This is a genomic window from uncultured Algoriphagus sp. (genome assembly GCF_963974835.1).
Classification (GTDB): Bacteria; Bacteroidota; Bacteroidia; order Cytophagales; family Cyclobacteriaceae; genus Algoriphagus.
This window is the reverse complement of the sequence record NZ_CAXBET010000012.1, coordinates 1-16936: the sequence shown is the minus strand read 5'-3', so window position 1 is coordinate 16936 and position 16936 is coordinate 1. Positions and strand designations below refer to the sequence as shown.

The following is a 16936-nucleotide window of genomic DNA, read 5'->3' as shown; positions in this document are numbered from 1 at the left end:
ATTATTAGGGTTTTTGGGTTATGTTAATTAGTTAAAATCTCCACATATAAAGGTTTTAATGCCTAGGGAATTAAAAACTGTGGCTTTAAGCTTTGCAGCACTATTTGCTGACTCTAAAGAGTCTGCATAGACCACTTGAATATGGTTGGCTTTGTGTCTGGCCATCATCTGATTCTTGGAAATTCCGGGCAGTACAGCATGCATTATTGGCCAGGAAGAAGTTGTATTATCCCACCTTCTCTGAGTTTCTTCCTCAGGCAGACCAACCACCTCACCGATTCCCATATCACAGGATAGTTGGTCGTTTTCGATATAGATCCTGCTCCATACGATATGACCGGGTTTACTGATACCTTTAAGGCTTCCACCACCTTTCTTAAAATACATTGGAGGTTGACGCTCACTACTTGCTCCTGTGTATCCTCCAATAAAATGTGCAGGAGGTGCTGCTCCGGATATTAAAAACACCCAAACAAATTCGGGTTTTCCGTTAATGAGGTACTCTTCTCCCCATCTGATATCATGGAGAGTAGTTTCCGGGTTTAATCCCAGTTTCAACCAAAGCCTTGTGGTGATAAGTGCGTCTATTCCAGCGCATTCATCCACTTCATTGAAGTGGGGTAACAGGCTATTTGGATATAGCTCTTTACCAGCTGTATCAAATACAGGAGGGCGGTCCATGTTATTCAATAATCCTTCAGCTAAATCACTTGCAGCCACCAAATCTTTTAAGCCTTGCTGATATTGTATTCCTATAGTATCGCATCCATATTGAGAAGAAATTCTCAAAGCAGCGATATACATGCTACACTGCTCAAGCGTTTGGTCTTTGGTAAGTTCCAAGGCTGGATTAGTCCCCCAGTTGAATTTCATACCTTTGTCGAGCAGCCAATTCAACACGGATTGAGCTTCTGATTGATCAACGCTTAACATTTCAGCGTAAAGTTCAGACTGACTTAATCTTTCTTTAAAGATCCCCAGTTTATTCAAGAGTTTATCTGGTACAATGGCGTTGAACATTCCCATACAACCCTCATCAAAGACACCCATTATAGCTTTGCTTTTTAAAAATTCTTGAGTGAAATTGTCCGATGAAATTCTAATGAAATCTGGGATTTCTATTGCATCATAATACTGCACATGTGAGTCATCATGTTGAATTTCACCTGTATTAAGCCATTGAGCTAATTTCTCCTTAAAAAATTCATCTTGAAAATCTCTACTCCATAGTGTACTATAAGACACCTCTGCTTTTGTCAATGATCCATTCAGATTCAGCAAACCTACTAATCCTGAAGACATACCTTCCCAGTTTGCCAGAGTCAAAATCGGACCCTTATGCGTCATTAACCCGGGCAATACATGATGTGAATACTGCCAGACACTTTCTGCAACTATAATAGGTAAAGTAGGATCTAGATTTTTAAATACCTCCATTCCCATCTTTTGAGAATCAATAAAACCATGCAGTTTTGTTGAATTATAGCTGTGCGCACGTAGAACTTGGCACCCGAATTCATAAAGTGTAGTTTCAAGCTGTTGTTCCATTTTTTCTTGGAACTTCCAACCTACCTGGTTGGCATCTAAACGTAAATCTCCACTTGATACTAACAGTATTTTTTCTCGCTTGTACATCTGTTTACTCTTGGGTTTATTGAATGAACAGAACAAATATGAGAGAAATGTCAGGTGCCTAATTATCACATTTTGCCAAAAAATTATACTATATTATCATACTTCGCCGTCGAAATTGATTTTTATATCGATTGCGCCCAAAATAATATTCTAAATCCTATAATTTCGAGTGTGTACGATGAATCCAGTATTCACCATCTTCCATCATTGATTGAAAAAGGCACATGAAACCACATTTTCATAAAGTCCCAATTGCTTCGGAAAACTCATTTAGTATCAGACATGACACTAAGCCAAATTTTGGAACTCTGTGGCATTTCCATCCCGAGTTGGAATTGCACTATATAGTCAAGGGACATGGCACACAGTATATAGGAGATACAGTCAGTAGTTTCTCTGATGGTGACCTAATTTTATTAGGAGAGAATTTGCCCCATACTTGGAGATGCACTGATGAATATTTCCAGGGTAAACCTGAAGTTGAAGTGGAAGCTTATGTTTTACAATTTTTACCAACTTGTTTCGGAAAAGACTTTCTTGGAATACCGGAAACCCACTCTATATCTACACTTTTCGAAACAGCAAAAAAAGGAATGATAATCTATGGGGAAACAAAAGCAAAGCTTTCTGAGATTTTACATGAAATAGTAAAATCTAATCAGTTAGAAAGGGTAATCAATCTATTAAAAATCCTCCAAATACTAGGATCCAGTTCAGAATATCAAACTATCTCTCCGGGCTATGCAAATAGTCACTTAAATAATATTTCAGAAATGAAACGATTGGAAAAAATCTATACCTATGTGCTTGCCCATTATAGAGAGGAAATTAGCCTGGAAACTATCTCAAGTATTGCTAACCTCAGTGTTTCTAGTTTCTGCAGGTATTTCAAAACCATGACTAAAAAAACATTCTTTGAATTTTTGATTGAGATAAGAATATCTAATGTTTGTCGGGCCCTAGTTGAAGACAAATTGCCTATAGAAGTGATTTGCTATGAATGCGGTTTTAACAACATTTCAAATTTCTATCGACACTTCAAGAAAATTACTGGAATGACTCCTTATACGTATAAAAAACAATATTTATCCTAGTTTCAGCTTTTTCATATATGCCCTTTGCTGTTAGGGAAATGACCTATTTATTTTCTAATCGCTCCAAAGCACTCTTAACGCCACGGAGGAAAAAGTATAGGTAAGAAGCAAATTTGGTTCGAATAAAAAAGGAAGCTCTAAAGCTCCCCTTCATCTGCAAAGGAATAATATCCTTCCACTGTGACAATTACATGATCCAATACAGGTAGATCCAAAGCTTTTCCTATTTCCACCAATCTCCGTGTCAAACGCTTATCCTGTTCTGAAGGCATCAGGTTTCCAGAAGGGTGGTTATGCGAAACTATGATGGACTGTGCACATGCCTTAAGTGCTGTAGCGAATACCAGTTTGGGATCTACCACGGTACCAGCTGTCCCGCCTTTGGATATGGTACAGATTCCAAGCACCTTATTGGCCCTGCTTAGAAGCATCACCTGAAAATGCTCCGCTAGTTCAAGTGTAGCTTTATCCCAAAATCCATATAATACATCATATACCTGTCGGGAACATTCCACTTTGGGACGTTGGGATGACTTTACCCTTGGTTGGTAGCCCAGCGTAATTTCCGCTACTTCGTTTAGATTGATGAATTGATTTACAGCTTCCATAATAAATACAGTTAAGTTTGAAATTATTTAGGTTGCTATTCACAGGCAGTTCTGGAGCAAGGAAGCAGGAAACGGAATAAAAAGCGCCGCAAAGCAAGCGGCTTTATGCCGTAGTCTGCTGATCGCCCCGACAGAACCTGCCTAACTTTGTACCGAAATAATAAAAACCAAAAAATATCCCACTCCTCCCAAAACAGGTAACTGTTCAGGCTCAATAAATTTTGCCCTAAAAACAAAAAACCCGGCTGTTACACCGGGTTTTCATTAAAAAATTTCACTACCACACTATTAAAAAACTTACACCTTCACTCCTTTTGAGCTGCTCTTCTCCTGGATATTCTTTTTTGCTTCCCCATTTGCCTTCTCCTGGGTTTCCTTCAAAACACTGGGTTTGATCCGATTCCCATCCAAATCATAGACATTCATTGTTTTATACTTTGGATTAGCCTCCACTAGAAACGTTGAATCACTCCCTATAACACCCACCTCGTGGCGGTTTCCTTTCTTCAGACTATAAATTAACAGGCTAAGCATGTCTGGTGACCCCAGTTCTTGTAAAGGAAGCTTCTGTACCGCATTCTCCAGCTTAAACCCATAATTCTGATGGTATTGGGTAACCGGATGCTGTCCCTTCTCGTCCTTGCTCCCCAAATCCAGCTGAATCCAGGCATTGTACCGTTCTCCATCCTTATTGAACATACTCTTAAAAACTGCTCTTCCTTCCAACAGGTTTAAGGCTTCTTTGGCTGATATTCCCTGGTTGTTGTAAAAACGCTGGGATTGCTCCCTGCCTTCCGGAGAAGTCAACTTCGCATCAAAGCCATTGTAATAATACTTACCCTCATCGGATCTTCTAAAGTGTAAACCGTATTCAAGCTTTTTATCCCCTACATCCTTGCTCATGTTCAGTTCAAAATTGTCCTTCTTGGCCTTGATCTGTTTTTCCAGTTCCTTATGCAGCGTATCTCCAAAACCCGAATATTTCAGCCGGTCCTGCAGCTCGTATATATTTTCTTTGATTGTCATGATTGGATTAGTTATGGTTTGAAATTAGTATGGGCTTCACCTGAAGCAGTTGCTTCCCTGATAGTGTCAGGAACGGATTTCGGTCACCATTGCTTTCAAAAACCTGGATGGAAAGTTCTTTTGCATCAGATATGGTAAACCGGGGAAATGCAAAAACAGCCACACCTCCGGACTTTCCTGCTACCCCTTCAAACGTCCTGAATGCTACCGGCTCCTTGTTGACCTGTCTGATCGCCGTACGTTTACCCTGCTTTTTATCCTGAACGGTAAACACCCAGTTTTCCGGCAGGTAATCCACCCAGCTTTCATTTTCAACTGCCAGCTGAATGAAGAGCAGCCCGTCCTTTTCAACCAGTTCTCCCAGTCCCAACCGGATCATCCCCCGTTTTTTACCCCAGGATAATCTATCGGGAGTCCGGAGTAACAGGTCCTCCATCACGGCAGAAATATCAGCTGCGTTCATTTTGGACCCTTCCAACAGGGCATCGGCATACTCGACTTCCTCCTGCTTTCCCATATTTATAGGTCTTTCATCGGGATGCTCTGTAAACCCGACGGTGAAAGGATACAACTTCCCTGCTGCGGTTATCACATACATGCTGGTAGGAACAAAGTCTCGCACCCCAGCCTTAAGTTTCAGCACATTGGGGGCAGCTTTATCCTTTTGGGACAGTATGGCAGGACTTCCGAAGTCCGCACTTATTACCTCATAAGGAAAAACCAGTACCGTGGTTTTGTCCCAGCCAATCTGGATGGGATAGGTTTGTACCTGAGCCTCCTTTACAAACTGGGCACAGCAAATCCGGGATAGCGCAAAGGCTATCAATACCATTGGAATTCTCATAATGTTGTTTTTAGAAAGTGATTACTTACTTGTTTGACATATCCGTCAACAGAAGTGGATGTCCTGCTTTGACGGTGACCCTGACCAGTTTTGCTTTTTTGGACAGTATACCTTTGACAGTTTCCATTCCCGCCATGGATGCCTGTGCCTCCCAGGAGGAAGACATGCCCATCATTCCCAGGGATTCCACTCCATCACCGGCCCCTTCTTTAATGGCATCCCTTGTAATAGCATCGGGTATTTTAATTCCAGGAAGCGCATCCAGATCTGTTGCTTCAAGACTAACCGGAATTATCAGGTTTCCGGAACGTAATGCCTGTACATTAATGTTGAGCCGATCTCCCCTTAAAGCACACACTCCGGTTACCCTTGTACCCTTGGGAAACTCAATTCCCTCAATGAAAACAGGCTGTGTGAGCTCCATTTCAATGGAAGCCCCCGATACCACCTCCTGGTCCCGGGTGACCTGCGCTGAGATCGCAGGATGAATGGAGGAAAAGGATTTCCGGGTTTCATTCTCCAACGTATAAAAGCCATTACGCTCCGTTGGGACAATACCCATCCCTACCTCCTCCTGTAGGGCAGCACCATTCGGCTCAGGGCTGACAGCAAAAGCTGCCTGCAGTTCAAGCTTTCTGGCCTCAGACAACCGTTGTTCCACACGCTGGGGATGCTGGACATCAAGCAATTTATCCAACAGGTTATCAATTCGTTGCATTTCAGGATCTTCCATCCCAGGTTCAACTACAGCAGCCATCATGGACTCCAGTCTTTTGAGATCCTGATCTACAAGGTCCGAATCCTGGCCTTTATCGATGGGCGAGGATAATTGGGGGGAAGAATAAGGATCCTTTTTAACGGGAGGGTTGGACACTAAGTTCTGCAGGTCAGCCAACTTTTCCTGTAAAGCATCCTCCGTCTTACTAAGCCTGCTACTTTCCTGCAAATTCCCGGGCTTTGCCGGCACAGTATCCTGGGTTAACCTGTTGGCAAAGGGATCCATACGTAATTGTTCCCTTAGCTGCGAAGCCTTTCGTTCAGCCTCTTCGTAGGATTTCATTTTATCCATTGACCCAACTTCAATATACGCTTCAGGTAGCCCCATATTAAGTCCTTTCTCCGATGCAGTTTCAAATTCCTCCACGTGTTTTCCTCCTCCCAATGCCCAAAATGCCAGGCACAGAAACGGCAGGGTCAATACAGGTAATACAAGCAGGAATTTCCGGTCCTTTTTTTGTTTTTCGGTCAGCTGTTTCATTTTATCTATTGTTTTGATTCAGTGGTTCTAATGTGTTTGTTCGGGTAAGCAACTGTCTTTTTCCCAGAAGCTTTCCCCCTACTCGAATTCATGGAACTGCCCGGTCATTGCATCATGCAGAACAGAGTCATAATAAACAAGCGGCGGTTTCCAATCCTGAAGTTGCAAGCCTGCGGAATGTCCCCTGGTAATTCCCTGGATTAACATGCCCGTACACAGGGTTACAGTAAGCAGAATAAATCCAAGAAGGAGTTGCTTTTTTTCCCGGTCGGCCAGTCTGTTCAGCCGGATAGAAACCCTGCTGCACCATTCCTGAAGCATAGTGGGTATAGGAAATTTGACGTGAACTGACATGCCCATTACCTTCATCGTCTCTTCACATTGAGATTTTCATTGGATAGGGTTTCCCAGTTTTCAATCAAAAAACCATGTGGGTTCTGATCGGTCCTGTCGATGTGACGCAGCCTTCCTGATGTGATCAGGCTGCGGGTGACGACCGAAGTGGTCCGGATGATCTTTTGCTTTCCGTAAAACCTGAATTCGAAAGGATAGGATTCGGTCGAAACAACCACACTATCAGTTTCGAGAGTCTGATTCATATTTGCTGATACTATTTCTGAGTAATACCCCCTTTCCCTCAGGTTGTCATAGACTTTTTTGGCAGAAGCGTCGGCTAGGTAAAGACTTTTGGTTATCTGTTCCCTGATAAAGTTTTCATCCGGGCTCAGGGAGAAGAAATAATGATGGAACATGGTTACGTGATCCCTTGCCTCTACCGGAATATTCTCTTTTTTAGTTGCCGAAAATGCTTCCAGCGCCTTTCCTTCCGCCAGGATATAAATCCTCTCCTGTGCAGCCCGGGTTGCCTGGATAGCCTTCATTCCCAAATATCCTGAAAGACAGAGTGAACCCAGGATGGCCACGAAGGAAAGGTATTTTACATGGCGGAAAGCCGTATCCAGATTTTTTAAATTTTCAAACATAGGAGCTTATTTGATGACTTGTTGAATAACACGGGTTCCACCCAGAGCACCGGACTTTGCTGCTGCGGTGGTTTTACTGAGCAGCCCGTCCCTACCTCCTGGCTGTACGATAAACCCAGCCACGTTCGGAACTGTCATATACCCGATAATGGCAATGACCATAAAGACCAGGTATCCTACAGAAGAGGTAAAATCCCCATCCAACACCATCATGTTGAGTTGGATTTTTGCGATAATGGCACCAAAGATATTGGCAACAGGAAGCCACATGGAAATATTGATATAGCGGGCAAACCAGGCGGCCAACGTATGCTGAAATCCGTCAAAGACAGACAGGCCGAAAACAATCGGTCCTAGAATCGAAAGCACAACCAGTTGAAAGGTGCGGATGGTGTTGATGCATAACGCAGCTGCAAAAAACAGCATCTGCAAAAACTCTGAAATCAATTTGCTGATTACTGCTTTTAAGTTGAACACAAAAATCTCGTTTGCCATCCGCTCAAAAAAATCCATATCCTTCAGGTTTTCAGGGTATTTCTGTCCATCACCTTCAGCAATAGGATTAATATAGGGCTCAAGTTGCTCCGCTTCCATTTCATAGATGTGGTTTGCAATGGCCAGGTTGGTTCCCTCCACCATATCTGAGGTAGCCCTGATGATTGGGTTCATTATTCCGTTCATCAGCGCCAGTACCTGGGGAAAAAGCAATATTGCCAAACCAATAGCAAAAGGGCGAAGCAAGGGATACATATCAATGGGTTCCGAGCGCGCAATATGACCCCATACCCGCATGCTGATATACCAGATGGATGCAAATCCCGCCAACCCTCTAGCAACAGTGATCAACCCGTTGGCAAGCGGAATCATCTCATCGTAAAGTTGATCCAATACCCCATGCAGCCCCTCGACACTTCCCGAAATAGTCTGCGCATGGACAGATCCGGTAAGTATTACCAGTATGCCCATCAGTAGAATGGCTTGTTTTTTCATCTTCTTTTCATTTGTCTTCTATGGACTGCCCGCTGAACCGGGGCAGGTTATGAAATCCCTCGCAGTGATCCCGGGATATCAAAGCATCCCTCTATGTGTTGTTTTCCACCTGGCAGTCTGCCTTAGTCAGGTCCGGTTTCATGGGTCTACTCCGTTTAACTCCAGGATTTTTCTACGTTCATCGGCCCTTCTGCTTCTTTGAAGGTCAAGCGCATTTATCTCCCTGTTAATTTCCCGCAAAGAGAGCAGCAGACCGGATATTTCCCCATGCAGTCGGTCAATGGCTTCCAACCGTTCGAATTCAGACATCCGCAACTCCCCTGCCGTGAGGATCAGTACCAGCTCATCAAGGTTTCGTAGGGATGCCTGAAACAGCCCTTCATACATTTCAGCCAGAAATGCCAGCTCGGCAACAGAAAAGGATTCCCCTTTCCTGACCTTTCGGTAAGTGGCTTTATACTCATCCAAAATCCGCTGCTGATACTGGATGATTTCGCCTACCTGGTAATATTTTCTCACTTCAGGACTCACCTTCAGGAGTTCGTTCAGAAAAGCCTCGTGTAGCCTGAAATTTCCTTCGGCTATTCCTTTGACTGTATTGTACCCTTTGTCCAATATGGTATATCCTTTATACATATTGTCAAGTATTTCTTCCAGCTGGATAAGCTTCTCATAATTGAGAACAAGCTGTGTAATCTCATGTGCCTGACTGATCCCGGGAACAGGATTCAGAAACGCCACCAGCATCATCCCCAGGCAAAGACAATGTTTGGTTTTACCTGACATCATGGAATCCGTTTACCTGTTGGCGTTGCATTTCTATTCTTTTCCGGTACACTTCCAATAATCGGATTCGTGAATTGTATGCCTTTATGGCCTGAAAAAGCTCCTGAATTCCCATATAAATTCCGTCTATCGCAGCAAGCCGTTCACCATCCTCCATTTCATGGACGTTGGGGCTGGTGAGTCCCCTGAGTTCATCCATGACCAGGTCTGACTGCGACTGGATTTTCCTGTTGAACCTTCGGCCAACGAGGACTTCCTCCCCATCCAACAGCATTTGATTGTCCAGAAAACTATTCATCCAGGCCACCTCCCTGTTAATCTGTCTGTACACTTTCTGTATTTCCATTGCTACAGGATATTCCCGGACCATTGGATGTATGGCAGACAGGGATCCAAAATAATCTGTGTGAAGTGAGAATTCTCCATCCTGGATATCCCCCACCATCCTCCATCCTACCCTGGCTACTTCATATCCTTTTTTTGCCACCTCCAGATAAGCGGATAGCGCAGCTATCTGATTAACTTTATAGCTGGTCTGCAGCTTTTTTTGCTTGGTCCATTCCGCCAGGGTCTGTGCCTGTAGGCCAAACCCGAGGCACATCAAGACAGGCAGAAGATATATCCTGCCTATTCTACAGTTTTTGTTACTGTTCATGCAGATCATAATTCTGTTTTAGGTTGTTGAGTGGCAATTGTTCACGGGATTGGATCAGGCGCATATTCCGTGAATTGACCGACCGTAATTCCCACAGATTTTTGCGGATTCTATCCTCTGCCAGATGAAGTGAAGCCAGTCGGTCAGCATCATTCATCTGGGTGGTAAATGATGTCATCAGCCCTGTCAGATGGCTTAAATTCTGAAGGGACTCCTCCAAAATTCCTTGGTATATTTCACTGATCACCCTTTTTTCCTCCCATCCCAAAACCCCGGAATTGCTGACCACCCCCCAGGTATCCTGATATTCCCTGACCAGCTGTTGTTGCATATCGGCAATATCCCGTACCCGTTGGAACTGTGCGATTATCCGCTTGACTTGCCAGAGTTCGCCAAAGAGCTCATCGTATTGCATACGCTGTTTTTCAGTCCATTCGGAAATCTCCCCGAGCTTGAGTTTGCTCAGTTTGTTCTCCAGCACCTTCTGGGCATTCTGAAGCCAGATGGTCTGGTTCTGAAGGCGCTGGATCTTCAGATCAATGGCCTGGATCACCTTTTTGACACCTGCCTTTATCACCTCAAGAATTACAGTGATCGGAATCGCATTGGCAGGTTGTTCCGGCAAAACAGTGAAGCCCATCGTGAGTGATATACCCATCGCAATCATTCTTTTTTTGAATTTCATGGCTGTTTGTTTCTAAGTTCTTCCGCCAGGATCTGAATGGCCTTTTTCCTGTTTCCATATTTTGAGGTGTATTCCTCCACCTTCATTTTTTCCCGCTCCTCGGTGGTATAGGTGAGGTATTCTTCCTGGCTTACTTCCACCCGGTAAACCTTTTTGTTAATGCTGATGTAAACTTCCTTGTAGTTCCGGCCGGGCTCCCTGGCTTTATTCATTGAGAGTATAACCGCCTTCTCCTGATCGGTAAGTCCCAGCAATTCCTGTATATCCTTAAACTTGTTTTGGTATTTACCCTGATCAAGCAGGATCTTTACGTCGGCATTGTTGATGATCGCATTTTTGATTATGGGACTTGAGATGATATCCTCCACCTCCTGGGTCACAACGATGGCTTCCCCAAAGAACTTCCTTACTGTCTTAAAGAGGTATTTTATGTACTCGGCCATGCCTTCCTTCGCTATTGCCTTCCATGCTTCTTCGATCAGGATAATCTTCCTGACACCTTTTAACCTGCGCATTTTGGTAATAAAGATCTCCATGATCATCAAGGTCACAACAGGGAACAGAATCGGATGATCCTTGATGTTGTCCAGTTCAAAAACGATAAACCGTTGCTCCAGCAAATCAAGATCCTTGCGGGCATTCAGCAGGTAATCGAATTCCCCTCCCTTGTAGTATGGACGCAGTACATACATGAAATTGTCCACATCGAAATCATGCTCCCTTACTTTGTCCGCTTTCAATACTTCCCTGAATTGTTTATCCAGGTATTCATAAAAAGTATCAAAGCAGGGAAAGATCCCGGGGTTCCTTTCCAGGAGCCCAAAATACCCGGACAACGCATTGGAAATGGCCACATACTCCGAGCGCCTGAATACCTCGTCCTCCTTTTTCCACAGGGCAATGAGCAGGGTTTTCAGACTTTCCTTCTTTTCGGTTTCCGGCTGCTTTCGGCCTTCCACATGAAAGGGGTTGAAGCGTATCGGATTGTCCTGTTCGTAGGTGAAATAATATCCCCCCACCAGCTCACAGAGTCCACGGTAGGAATGACCTACATCGACCAGTACCACATGGGTACCCTGTTCATAGTAGGAACGCATCAGGTGATTGGTAAGAAATGATTTCCCTGATCCGGATGGCCCCAGCACAAACTTGTTCCTGTTGGTGATCAAGCCCTGCTTCATCGGTTCATCTGAAATATCCACATGCACGGGATACCCGGTGATCCTGTCCCCGAGTCTGATCCCTACAGGACTGCGGGAACTTCTGTAATGTGTCTCCACATTAAAAAAGCAGGTGGCTTGCCCGATGAATGTATCGAAGGTTTCATTCACCGGGAATGCGGCCTGGTTGCCGGGAAGACCCGCCCAGAAAATCTGGGGAGCACCCACGGTTTCCTGCTTGGGAATTACATTCATTTTGGCCAGTGCACCAGCTGTCAGGTTTCTCAGCGTCCCAACCTCCTCGGATCTGTCTGTCCAGCACATGACATTGAAATGTGCCTTAACGGCTTTTCTCCCCGTGGAAATAGCCTCATTAAGAAATTCAGCGGTTGCATCCCTTGCAATGGCATTCTCCCTGGAATAATTGGACAGGGACTCCAACCGTTGCCTCTTGGATTCGAGTTCCTTTAACTTTTTCCTGTGGTCTTCAACAAAAAGGAACTGGTTGTATATATGGTTACAGGGGAGCAGCGCACAGACTGGCGTCGCAAACCCGATCGGGAATTCGCTCCTGTCACTTCCGTAGGGTTCATACCTTCCATGGGGACTTACTGAGGAAGGCAGATTCTCCACTTCCCCCAAACTATAAAGCTGTACATACCTGCTTCCTATCTTCCATTCCGGTTTAAACTGAATATCGGAAAGCACACCTATCTGACCGAGAGTCAGGTATTCTTCCATGACCCCCGGTTTCCACGGGGTTCCGGCCAGTTGAGCCGCATTGAGCCGCTTCAGGACTATTCCTGCGTCACCCAGGATCTGGACCAGTTGTCCCAGGACATTCCGGAATTCTTCCATTGCATTATCCTTAAGCATTTCTATCGGCACCAGGGACTTTCTCAACAAATTGGATACAGCCGAACTGCCCAGTTTATTTCCCCTGGGTCTTTTGGTGACATAAAGACGGCAACGGTGATCCAGGTGGGCACGACCGGCAAAGAAGCGCTCACTGGCCATGGAATGGAAGGAATGGCTTTCCCCCTCATACTTTCCCTGATAATTGCCGTCAACAAACCAGTCCTGTTTATGCAGCACCGTATTGCCGGGTAACACCCCTGCTGCCTTGTTCCATGCTTGGTGTACCGCTTCGAATCCCACTCCACCCAGTGAGAATACTTCAGGCAAATGAACCTCAAAGCCTGCGGTCATATCCCCCTGACGGGAAAGGATCAATCCATGCTCCACCTTGTATATAGGAAACATTCGCTCAAGTTCCATGGTCTGTTTTTACCAGGTTATAAAAGATTTTTCTGCTTCGGATTATTACTGAATCGGGCACTTGGTTCCGGGCCAGTTTCTTCATCAGGCCGTGCTCTCCATAGGTAGCGCTGAGGTGGAAGACCAACGCAAAATCCGCCGTAGTTAGCAGTACAGCCATGCTGAGGCATAGGTACATGGACATCCCCGTGATATATCCGATTGCGAATGCAATCAGTGCCAGTCCCAAACCGGCAGCCAGATATCCGATGTACTGAGCCTTCAGTCCTTTGAACTCCATGGGTTTATTGATTCCCCTGTTGATACTGTACTTGATCATACATTTAATTGAATTAGGTTCAGAAACCCTCCGGGATAAATTATCCCTTGCGTATACCGAAATACTCTAGACGCCAAAGAAACTCTGGAGTACTGTAGCCACCACCACCAGGAAAACACAGGAACCAAACCAGGCAGCGGCAACCTTTCCGGTATCCGGCTCCCCGTTGTTCCATTTGTTGAAAACCTTGACTGCCCCTATGAGTCCTACAATGGCACCTATGGCATACATCAATCCGGTTCCCGACTGAAAGTATCCCCTAACCTGTTGGGTAGCCTCATTGATACCCGCGTTTCCGTCCTGGGCTTTAAGTTCCCCGATTAGTAACAAGAGATACAAGGCGCTGATCCATTTGGTAATTCTTTTCATTTTTTGTGAGTTTAGATAGTTTGAGTAATCAGTTGTGCAGGTTGTTGAACAGGGTCAGAAGATCCCCTTCCCTGAGGTCCACCTTTGCTGCCTTGGCGACAAGGAGCAGGTGGTTCATTACTATTTTTCGTGATGCGTTGGAATCAGGCAGACGGTAGTGACCTACTTTCCTACCAAGGAGTTGGATCAATTCGGCCTTGGTTCCTGCATTGGCCATAAGCTCCATGTCAATTTCAGCCAGCAATGCCGATAAATTATCCAGGGAGGGTTTCTGTTTACTTCCGTGCATGCCCCACTTACCAGTCCTTTCAGTAATACCAGCCATTTCCCCCATACCAGCCACCCCGGTATTCCCATCGGTTTCCCCTCTTTTTCGGTTTAGTAGGAAACCGGAAACCTCAGAGCGGAAATAACGGATAACCACGATCCCGTAATAGCAGGTGAGAACAATTCCAAGCAGCTGAAGAAACTTTCCCCATGAAATATTTTCGAGCATAATTGTCTGATCTTGTTGTTGCAAACTTCAGACGGAATCCAAAAAAAAGTCCACACCGAAATCAGAAGGTGGATTAAAAAAATTCAGTCTTCCCCCCTGCTGTTCAGGTCGGTATTGTCCATCCAGCGTTCCAGTTTTTCCTTCATTCGGTCCAGAAAAGTAGTACGGCTGTTTTTGCGGATACGGATTTCCTGAAATGTGCGGTAGAACTGGGAAAGATCCTGATGAAATGCCCGCTCCAGATGTGTGGCAATATCCCGGATTGACGCATTGCCGTTATTGATGGCACCCGTAGCTTTCAGGGCATAGGCAAGTTCCACCAATGCTGCTTTGGTGGCAGTCCAGCGGAGAGCAGAACTCCCTTTATCCTCCCTGTTTTTAAGTCGGGAAATTTCCTTTTCCAGAAAACCATGCAGCTCATGATAGGCACGGAACCTGGCAAATGCCTTTCCTGCCGGAGTGGCATGAAGATCCCCCATGGGTAAAGGGCAAGTCAACATTAAGGTAATGTTCTTATCTGAACGGACAAACAGATCCAGGTCAAATCCGGACTTACCCAGGCGCCAGTACTCATGGAGTAACTGATACCTCCCACAGTAAATCCTTATTGGTGGATACTGTTTTAACAAAAAGCGAATGGCATCCCTTCTTCTTTCAGGCAGGCAGGAAAGGATATAGTAGAGCTCCCCAAAATAAATCAGTTCGGCCTCAAATCCCGGTCTGATCTTTTTATAAAATTCCACTTCCTGCTCTGATGATTCAAATTTGGATGCTGCCTTTACCTTCCCACAGTAGTCACTTACCAGAAGGTAGGATTCCTGTGCTATGCGCAGACGGTTGGAGGAAGCTGATGCAATAGCTGCCACCTCTCCCTTCATCTGAAGGAAAAGCTCTTTAAACTGTTCATTGTAATTCATGATCTGACAATTTTAATTGGGGATATCCCCGGTTAAAACTGCCCGCGGGCCGAATATAAATAAGACGAAGTACCGCAAAGGGTACATCACAAACATAGCCTTAGCAGCTAAAAAAAAGTAAAAAACCCCCTTTCTGAAAACCTCAATCAGGTGAATTCCGGTATGAAGCGGCATAAAACAGCCGTGAAAACCCCGGGTATCACGGATTTATCGAATAGTTTATTAACTTAATTACCTATATTATCCGTTTTCAATCCCCCAAAATTACCTCGATCCCAACTTAGATCCGGGTGACCGGCAGCAAATGACTGTGTTTTGGATAAAAATAAATTACCAGTACGATACAATGACCAAGTCCTGCGGATACTGCTATGTATAGTCGCCGCATTCCTGGTGGCCATGTATGGTATGGGGGCACGCTTTCTGGACACACTAAATGGAAGATCTTTTTATGTGAAGCTGTTGGCGGCCTTCCTAATTGCAGGCTTCTTTATTGAGTTTGTGCATTTGGTAACGGTCAGGTTGGACAGGGTCTATGACTGGAAGGAAAAGCCTCTTATGCGCCTGGCCCTGCAGTTTCTGCTGGGCATGCTGCTTCCTGGCATAATTGACTACCTGTTTCTTTCCATCTACCAGTGGTATTTTGGACTGGCCATTACCCATGAAAACCCAAATGCCCAAAGTTCCTTTCCCATGATGACGTTACCGGTTTTCCTGTTCAACATCTATTACCTGTTCTATTACCACATCCTACGAAATCAGGAGTCCAAAGCACCCGGACAATCCCATCCTGAAATCCTGTTGATACAGCAGGGAACCAAAACCATCCCGCTCCCCCTTCAACATATCCGCTACATATATCACCGGGACAGAATAAATTTCCTGATCACCGTTGACCAAACCAGCTACTATCTCAATGAAACCCTCGATGAACTGGAGCGAAAACTGCCCGCTAATGACTTTTTCCGAGTCAACAGAAGAATGATCATCCATTACCAGGCATGCCTGCATTTCCGGTCCAACGGGCATGGAAAACTTCTTCTGAAACTTTCCCCCTCCTACCCAGACGAAATAACGGTAAGCCAGAATAAAGCAGGAAAATTCAAAGAATGGATCAAGCGGTGAAGATAATGTTGATTTTAACCTTCCCGGATTTTCAGGAAGTTTCTAATAGTTCCGGTGTTGATAGGATAGCTGTTATTAACATATTACTTATCCTGATTCCTATAAATGAAGCAAACACTCACAAACTAGCCAAGTAATTCCCATAAAAAAGTCACCTTCCTATTTGATCCATTCCCGGTTTATTCCCATTGAAAACGTTCATGCCGATTGGGCTGCATTGGATATATCAAGCATGGTCACCGTTGCCAATGGTTTACATCGGTGACTCCGGACGCTATCCTCAAAATTTATCGCGTAACACTCAGGAATCCTTTATAACTAGGCGTTCTTTTTAATTAGGTATTGTAAACAATAGACGACAGATCATGGAACTTAAAAACAGAAACAAACATGGAGAATACTTTTGCATCAAGACTAACTTCCCAAAGCAAATCTAGTTTTTGTTTGATTTTGTAAATGATCTAAAAACCTAACACATTAAAAAACAAATGGTTATATCTATTTTTTACGCTGAAATTTAAATTAATAAATGATTACCTCAATTCTTATTTAGATTAATTATAATTAAATTCTATTTTTGTGCCTGCTAACCCATAGACAACGCATGAAACTAGCTTTAACCACTGTAATTTTTTTTTCCTGCTTTTTGATCACAGCATCTGTTTTCTCCCAGACGGGAAATCTTTCAGGAACTTTGACTTTCGAAAA

The 16936-nt window shown here is 44.4% G+C and carries 18 protein-coding genes; 2 read left to right on the top strand and 16 right to left on the bottom strand.

All coding sequences use genetic code 11. The features are described from left to right. Positions 1-27: 27 nt before the first annotated feature. Positions 28-1635: a fucose isomerase gene (locus AACZ73_RS18505; protein ID WP_339880172.1), complete on the bottom strand. Its 1608-nt coding sequence runs from the start codon at positions 1633-1635 to the stop codon at positions 28-30. Between the two features lie 224 nt (positions 1636-1859). Between AACZ73_RS18505 and AACZ73_RS18500 the strand changes: the two genes are divergently transcribed. Further along, complete coding sequence (locus tag AACZ73_RS18500) at positions 1860-2729, top strand: AraC family transcriptional regulator (RefSeq protein ID WP_339880171.1); 870 nt, start codon at positions 1860-1862, stop codon at positions 2727-2729. Positions 2730-2866: 137 nt separating this feature from the next. Here the strand turns inward: AACZ73_RS18500 and AACZ73_RS18495 are convergent, their stop codons facing one another. The 15 genes from AACZ73_RS18495 to AACZ73_RS18425 all read right to left on the bottom strand — a co-directional run bounded on the left by AACZ73_RS18495 (position 2867) and on the right by AACZ73_RS18425 (position 15103). Next, positions 2867-3337 carry a JAB domain-containing protein gene (locus tag AACZ73_RS18495; protein ID WP_339880170.1) on the bottom strand — a complete coding sequence of 157 codons (471 nt, stop codon included), beginning with the start codon at positions 3335-3337 and terminating at the stop codon, positions 2867-2869. A gap of 297 nt (positions 3338-3634) precedes the next feature. After that, positions 3635-4363 carry a hypothetical protein gene (locus AACZ73_RS18490; RefSeq protein ID WP_339880168.1) on the bottom strand — a complete coding sequence of 243 codons (729 nt, stop codon included), beginning with the start codon at positions 4361-4363 and terminating at the stop codon, positions 3635-3637. Positions 4364-4370: 7 nt separating this feature from the next. Beyond that, entirely contained in the window at positions 4371-5207 is an 837-nt protein-coding gene (locus tag AACZ73_RS18485; protein WP_339880167.1) for a DUF4138 domain-containing protein, read from the bottom strand. A gap of 25 nt (positions 5208-5232) precedes the next feature. Next, positions 5233-6465 (bottom strand): conjugative transposon protein TraM, encoded by a 1233-nt coding sequence (gene traM / locus AACZ73_RS18480; protein WP_339880165.1) that lies wholly within the window; start codon positions 6463-6465, stop codon positions 5233-5235. A 78-nt stretch (positions 6466-6543) separates the two neighbouring features. Then, a complete protein-coding gene (locus AACZ73_RS18475) occupies positions 6544-6819 on the bottom strand; it encodes a hypothetical protein (protein WP_339880164.1) in 276 nt (91 codons plus the stop codon). Positions 6820-6830: 11 nt separating this feature from the next. Then, a complete protein-coding gene (gene traK, locus AACZ73_RS18470) occupies positions 6831-7448 on the bottom strand; it encodes a conjugative transposon protein TraK (protein ID WP_339880162.1) in 618 nt (205 codons plus the stop codon). Between the two features lie 6 nt (positions 7449-7454). Continuing rightward, on the bottom strand, positions 7455-8438 hold the full coding sequence (gene traJ / locus AACZ73_RS18465) for a conjugative transposon protein TraJ (protein ID WP_339880161.1): 984 nt from the start codon (positions 8436-8438) through the stop codon (positions 7455-7457). 138 nt (positions 8439-8576) lie between these two features. Continuing rightward, positions 8577-9227 (bottom strand): TerB family tellurite resistance protein, encoded by a 651-nt coding sequence (locus AACZ73_RS18460; protein ID WP_339880159.1) that lies wholly within the window; start codon positions 9225-9227, stop codon positions 8577-8579. After that, positions 9214-9879, bottom strand: a complete 666-nt coding sequence (locus AACZ73_RS18455) for a hypothetical protein (RefSeq protein ID WP_339880157.1) — start codon at positions 9877-9879, stop codon at positions 9214-9216. The genes AACZ73_RS18460 and AACZ73_RS18455 overlap by 14 nt, the downstream gene beginning before the upstream one ends. Beyond that, the gene (locus tag AACZ73_RS18450) at positions 9869-10564 is read right to left on the bottom strand and encodes a conjugal transfer protein TraI (protein ID WP_339880155.1); all 696 of its coding nucleotides are present in this window, start codon (positions 10562-10564) and stop codon (positions 9869-9871) included. Before AACZ73_RS18450 ends, AACZ73_RS18455 begins: the two co-directional genes overlap by 11 nt. Continuing rightward, positions 10561-13002: a TraG family conjugative transposon ATPase gene (locus tag AACZ73_RS18445; RefSeq protein WP_339880154.1), complete on the bottom strand. Its 2442-nt coding sequence runs from the start codon at positions 13000-13002 to the stop codon at positions 10561-10563. The genes AACZ73_RS18450 and AACZ73_RS18445 overlap by 4 nt, the downstream gene beginning before the upstream one ends. Continuing rightward, entirely contained in the window at positions 12992-13321 is a 330-nt protein-coding gene (locus AACZ73_RS18440; protein WP_339880152.1) for a DUF4133 domain-containing protein, read from the bottom strand. Before AACZ73_RS18440 ends, AACZ73_RS18445 begins: the two co-directional genes overlap by 11 nt. Positions 13322-13387: 66 nt before the next feature. Then, positions 13388-13690, bottom strand: coding sequence for a DUF4134 domain-containing protein (locus AACZ73_RS18435; protein ID WP_339880151.1), 303 nt, complete (start codon positions 13688-13690; stop codon positions 13388-13390). Positions 13691-13718: 28 nt separating this feature from the next. Next, positions 13719-14186 carry a hypothetical protein gene (locus tag AACZ73_RS18430; RefSeq protein WP_339880149.1) on the bottom strand — a complete coding sequence of 156 codons (468 nt, stop codon included), beginning with the start codon at positions 14184-14186 and terminating at the stop codon, positions 13719-13721. An 83-nt stretch (positions 14187-14269) separates the two neighbouring features. Then, positions 14270-15103, bottom strand: coding sequence for an RteC domain-containing protein (locus tag AACZ73_RS18425; RefSeq protein WP_339880147.1), 834 nt, complete (start codon positions 15101-15103; stop codon positions 14270-14272). 408 nt (positions 15104-15511) lie between these two features. Between AACZ73_RS18425 and AACZ73_RS18420 the strand changes: the two genes are divergently transcribed. Beyond that, complete coding sequence (locus tag AACZ73_RS18420) at positions 15512-16228, top strand: LytTR family DNA-binding domain-containing protein (protein ID WP_339880146.1); 717 nt, start codon at positions 15512-15514, stop codon at positions 16226-16228. Positions 16229-16936 lie beyond the last annotated feature (708 nt).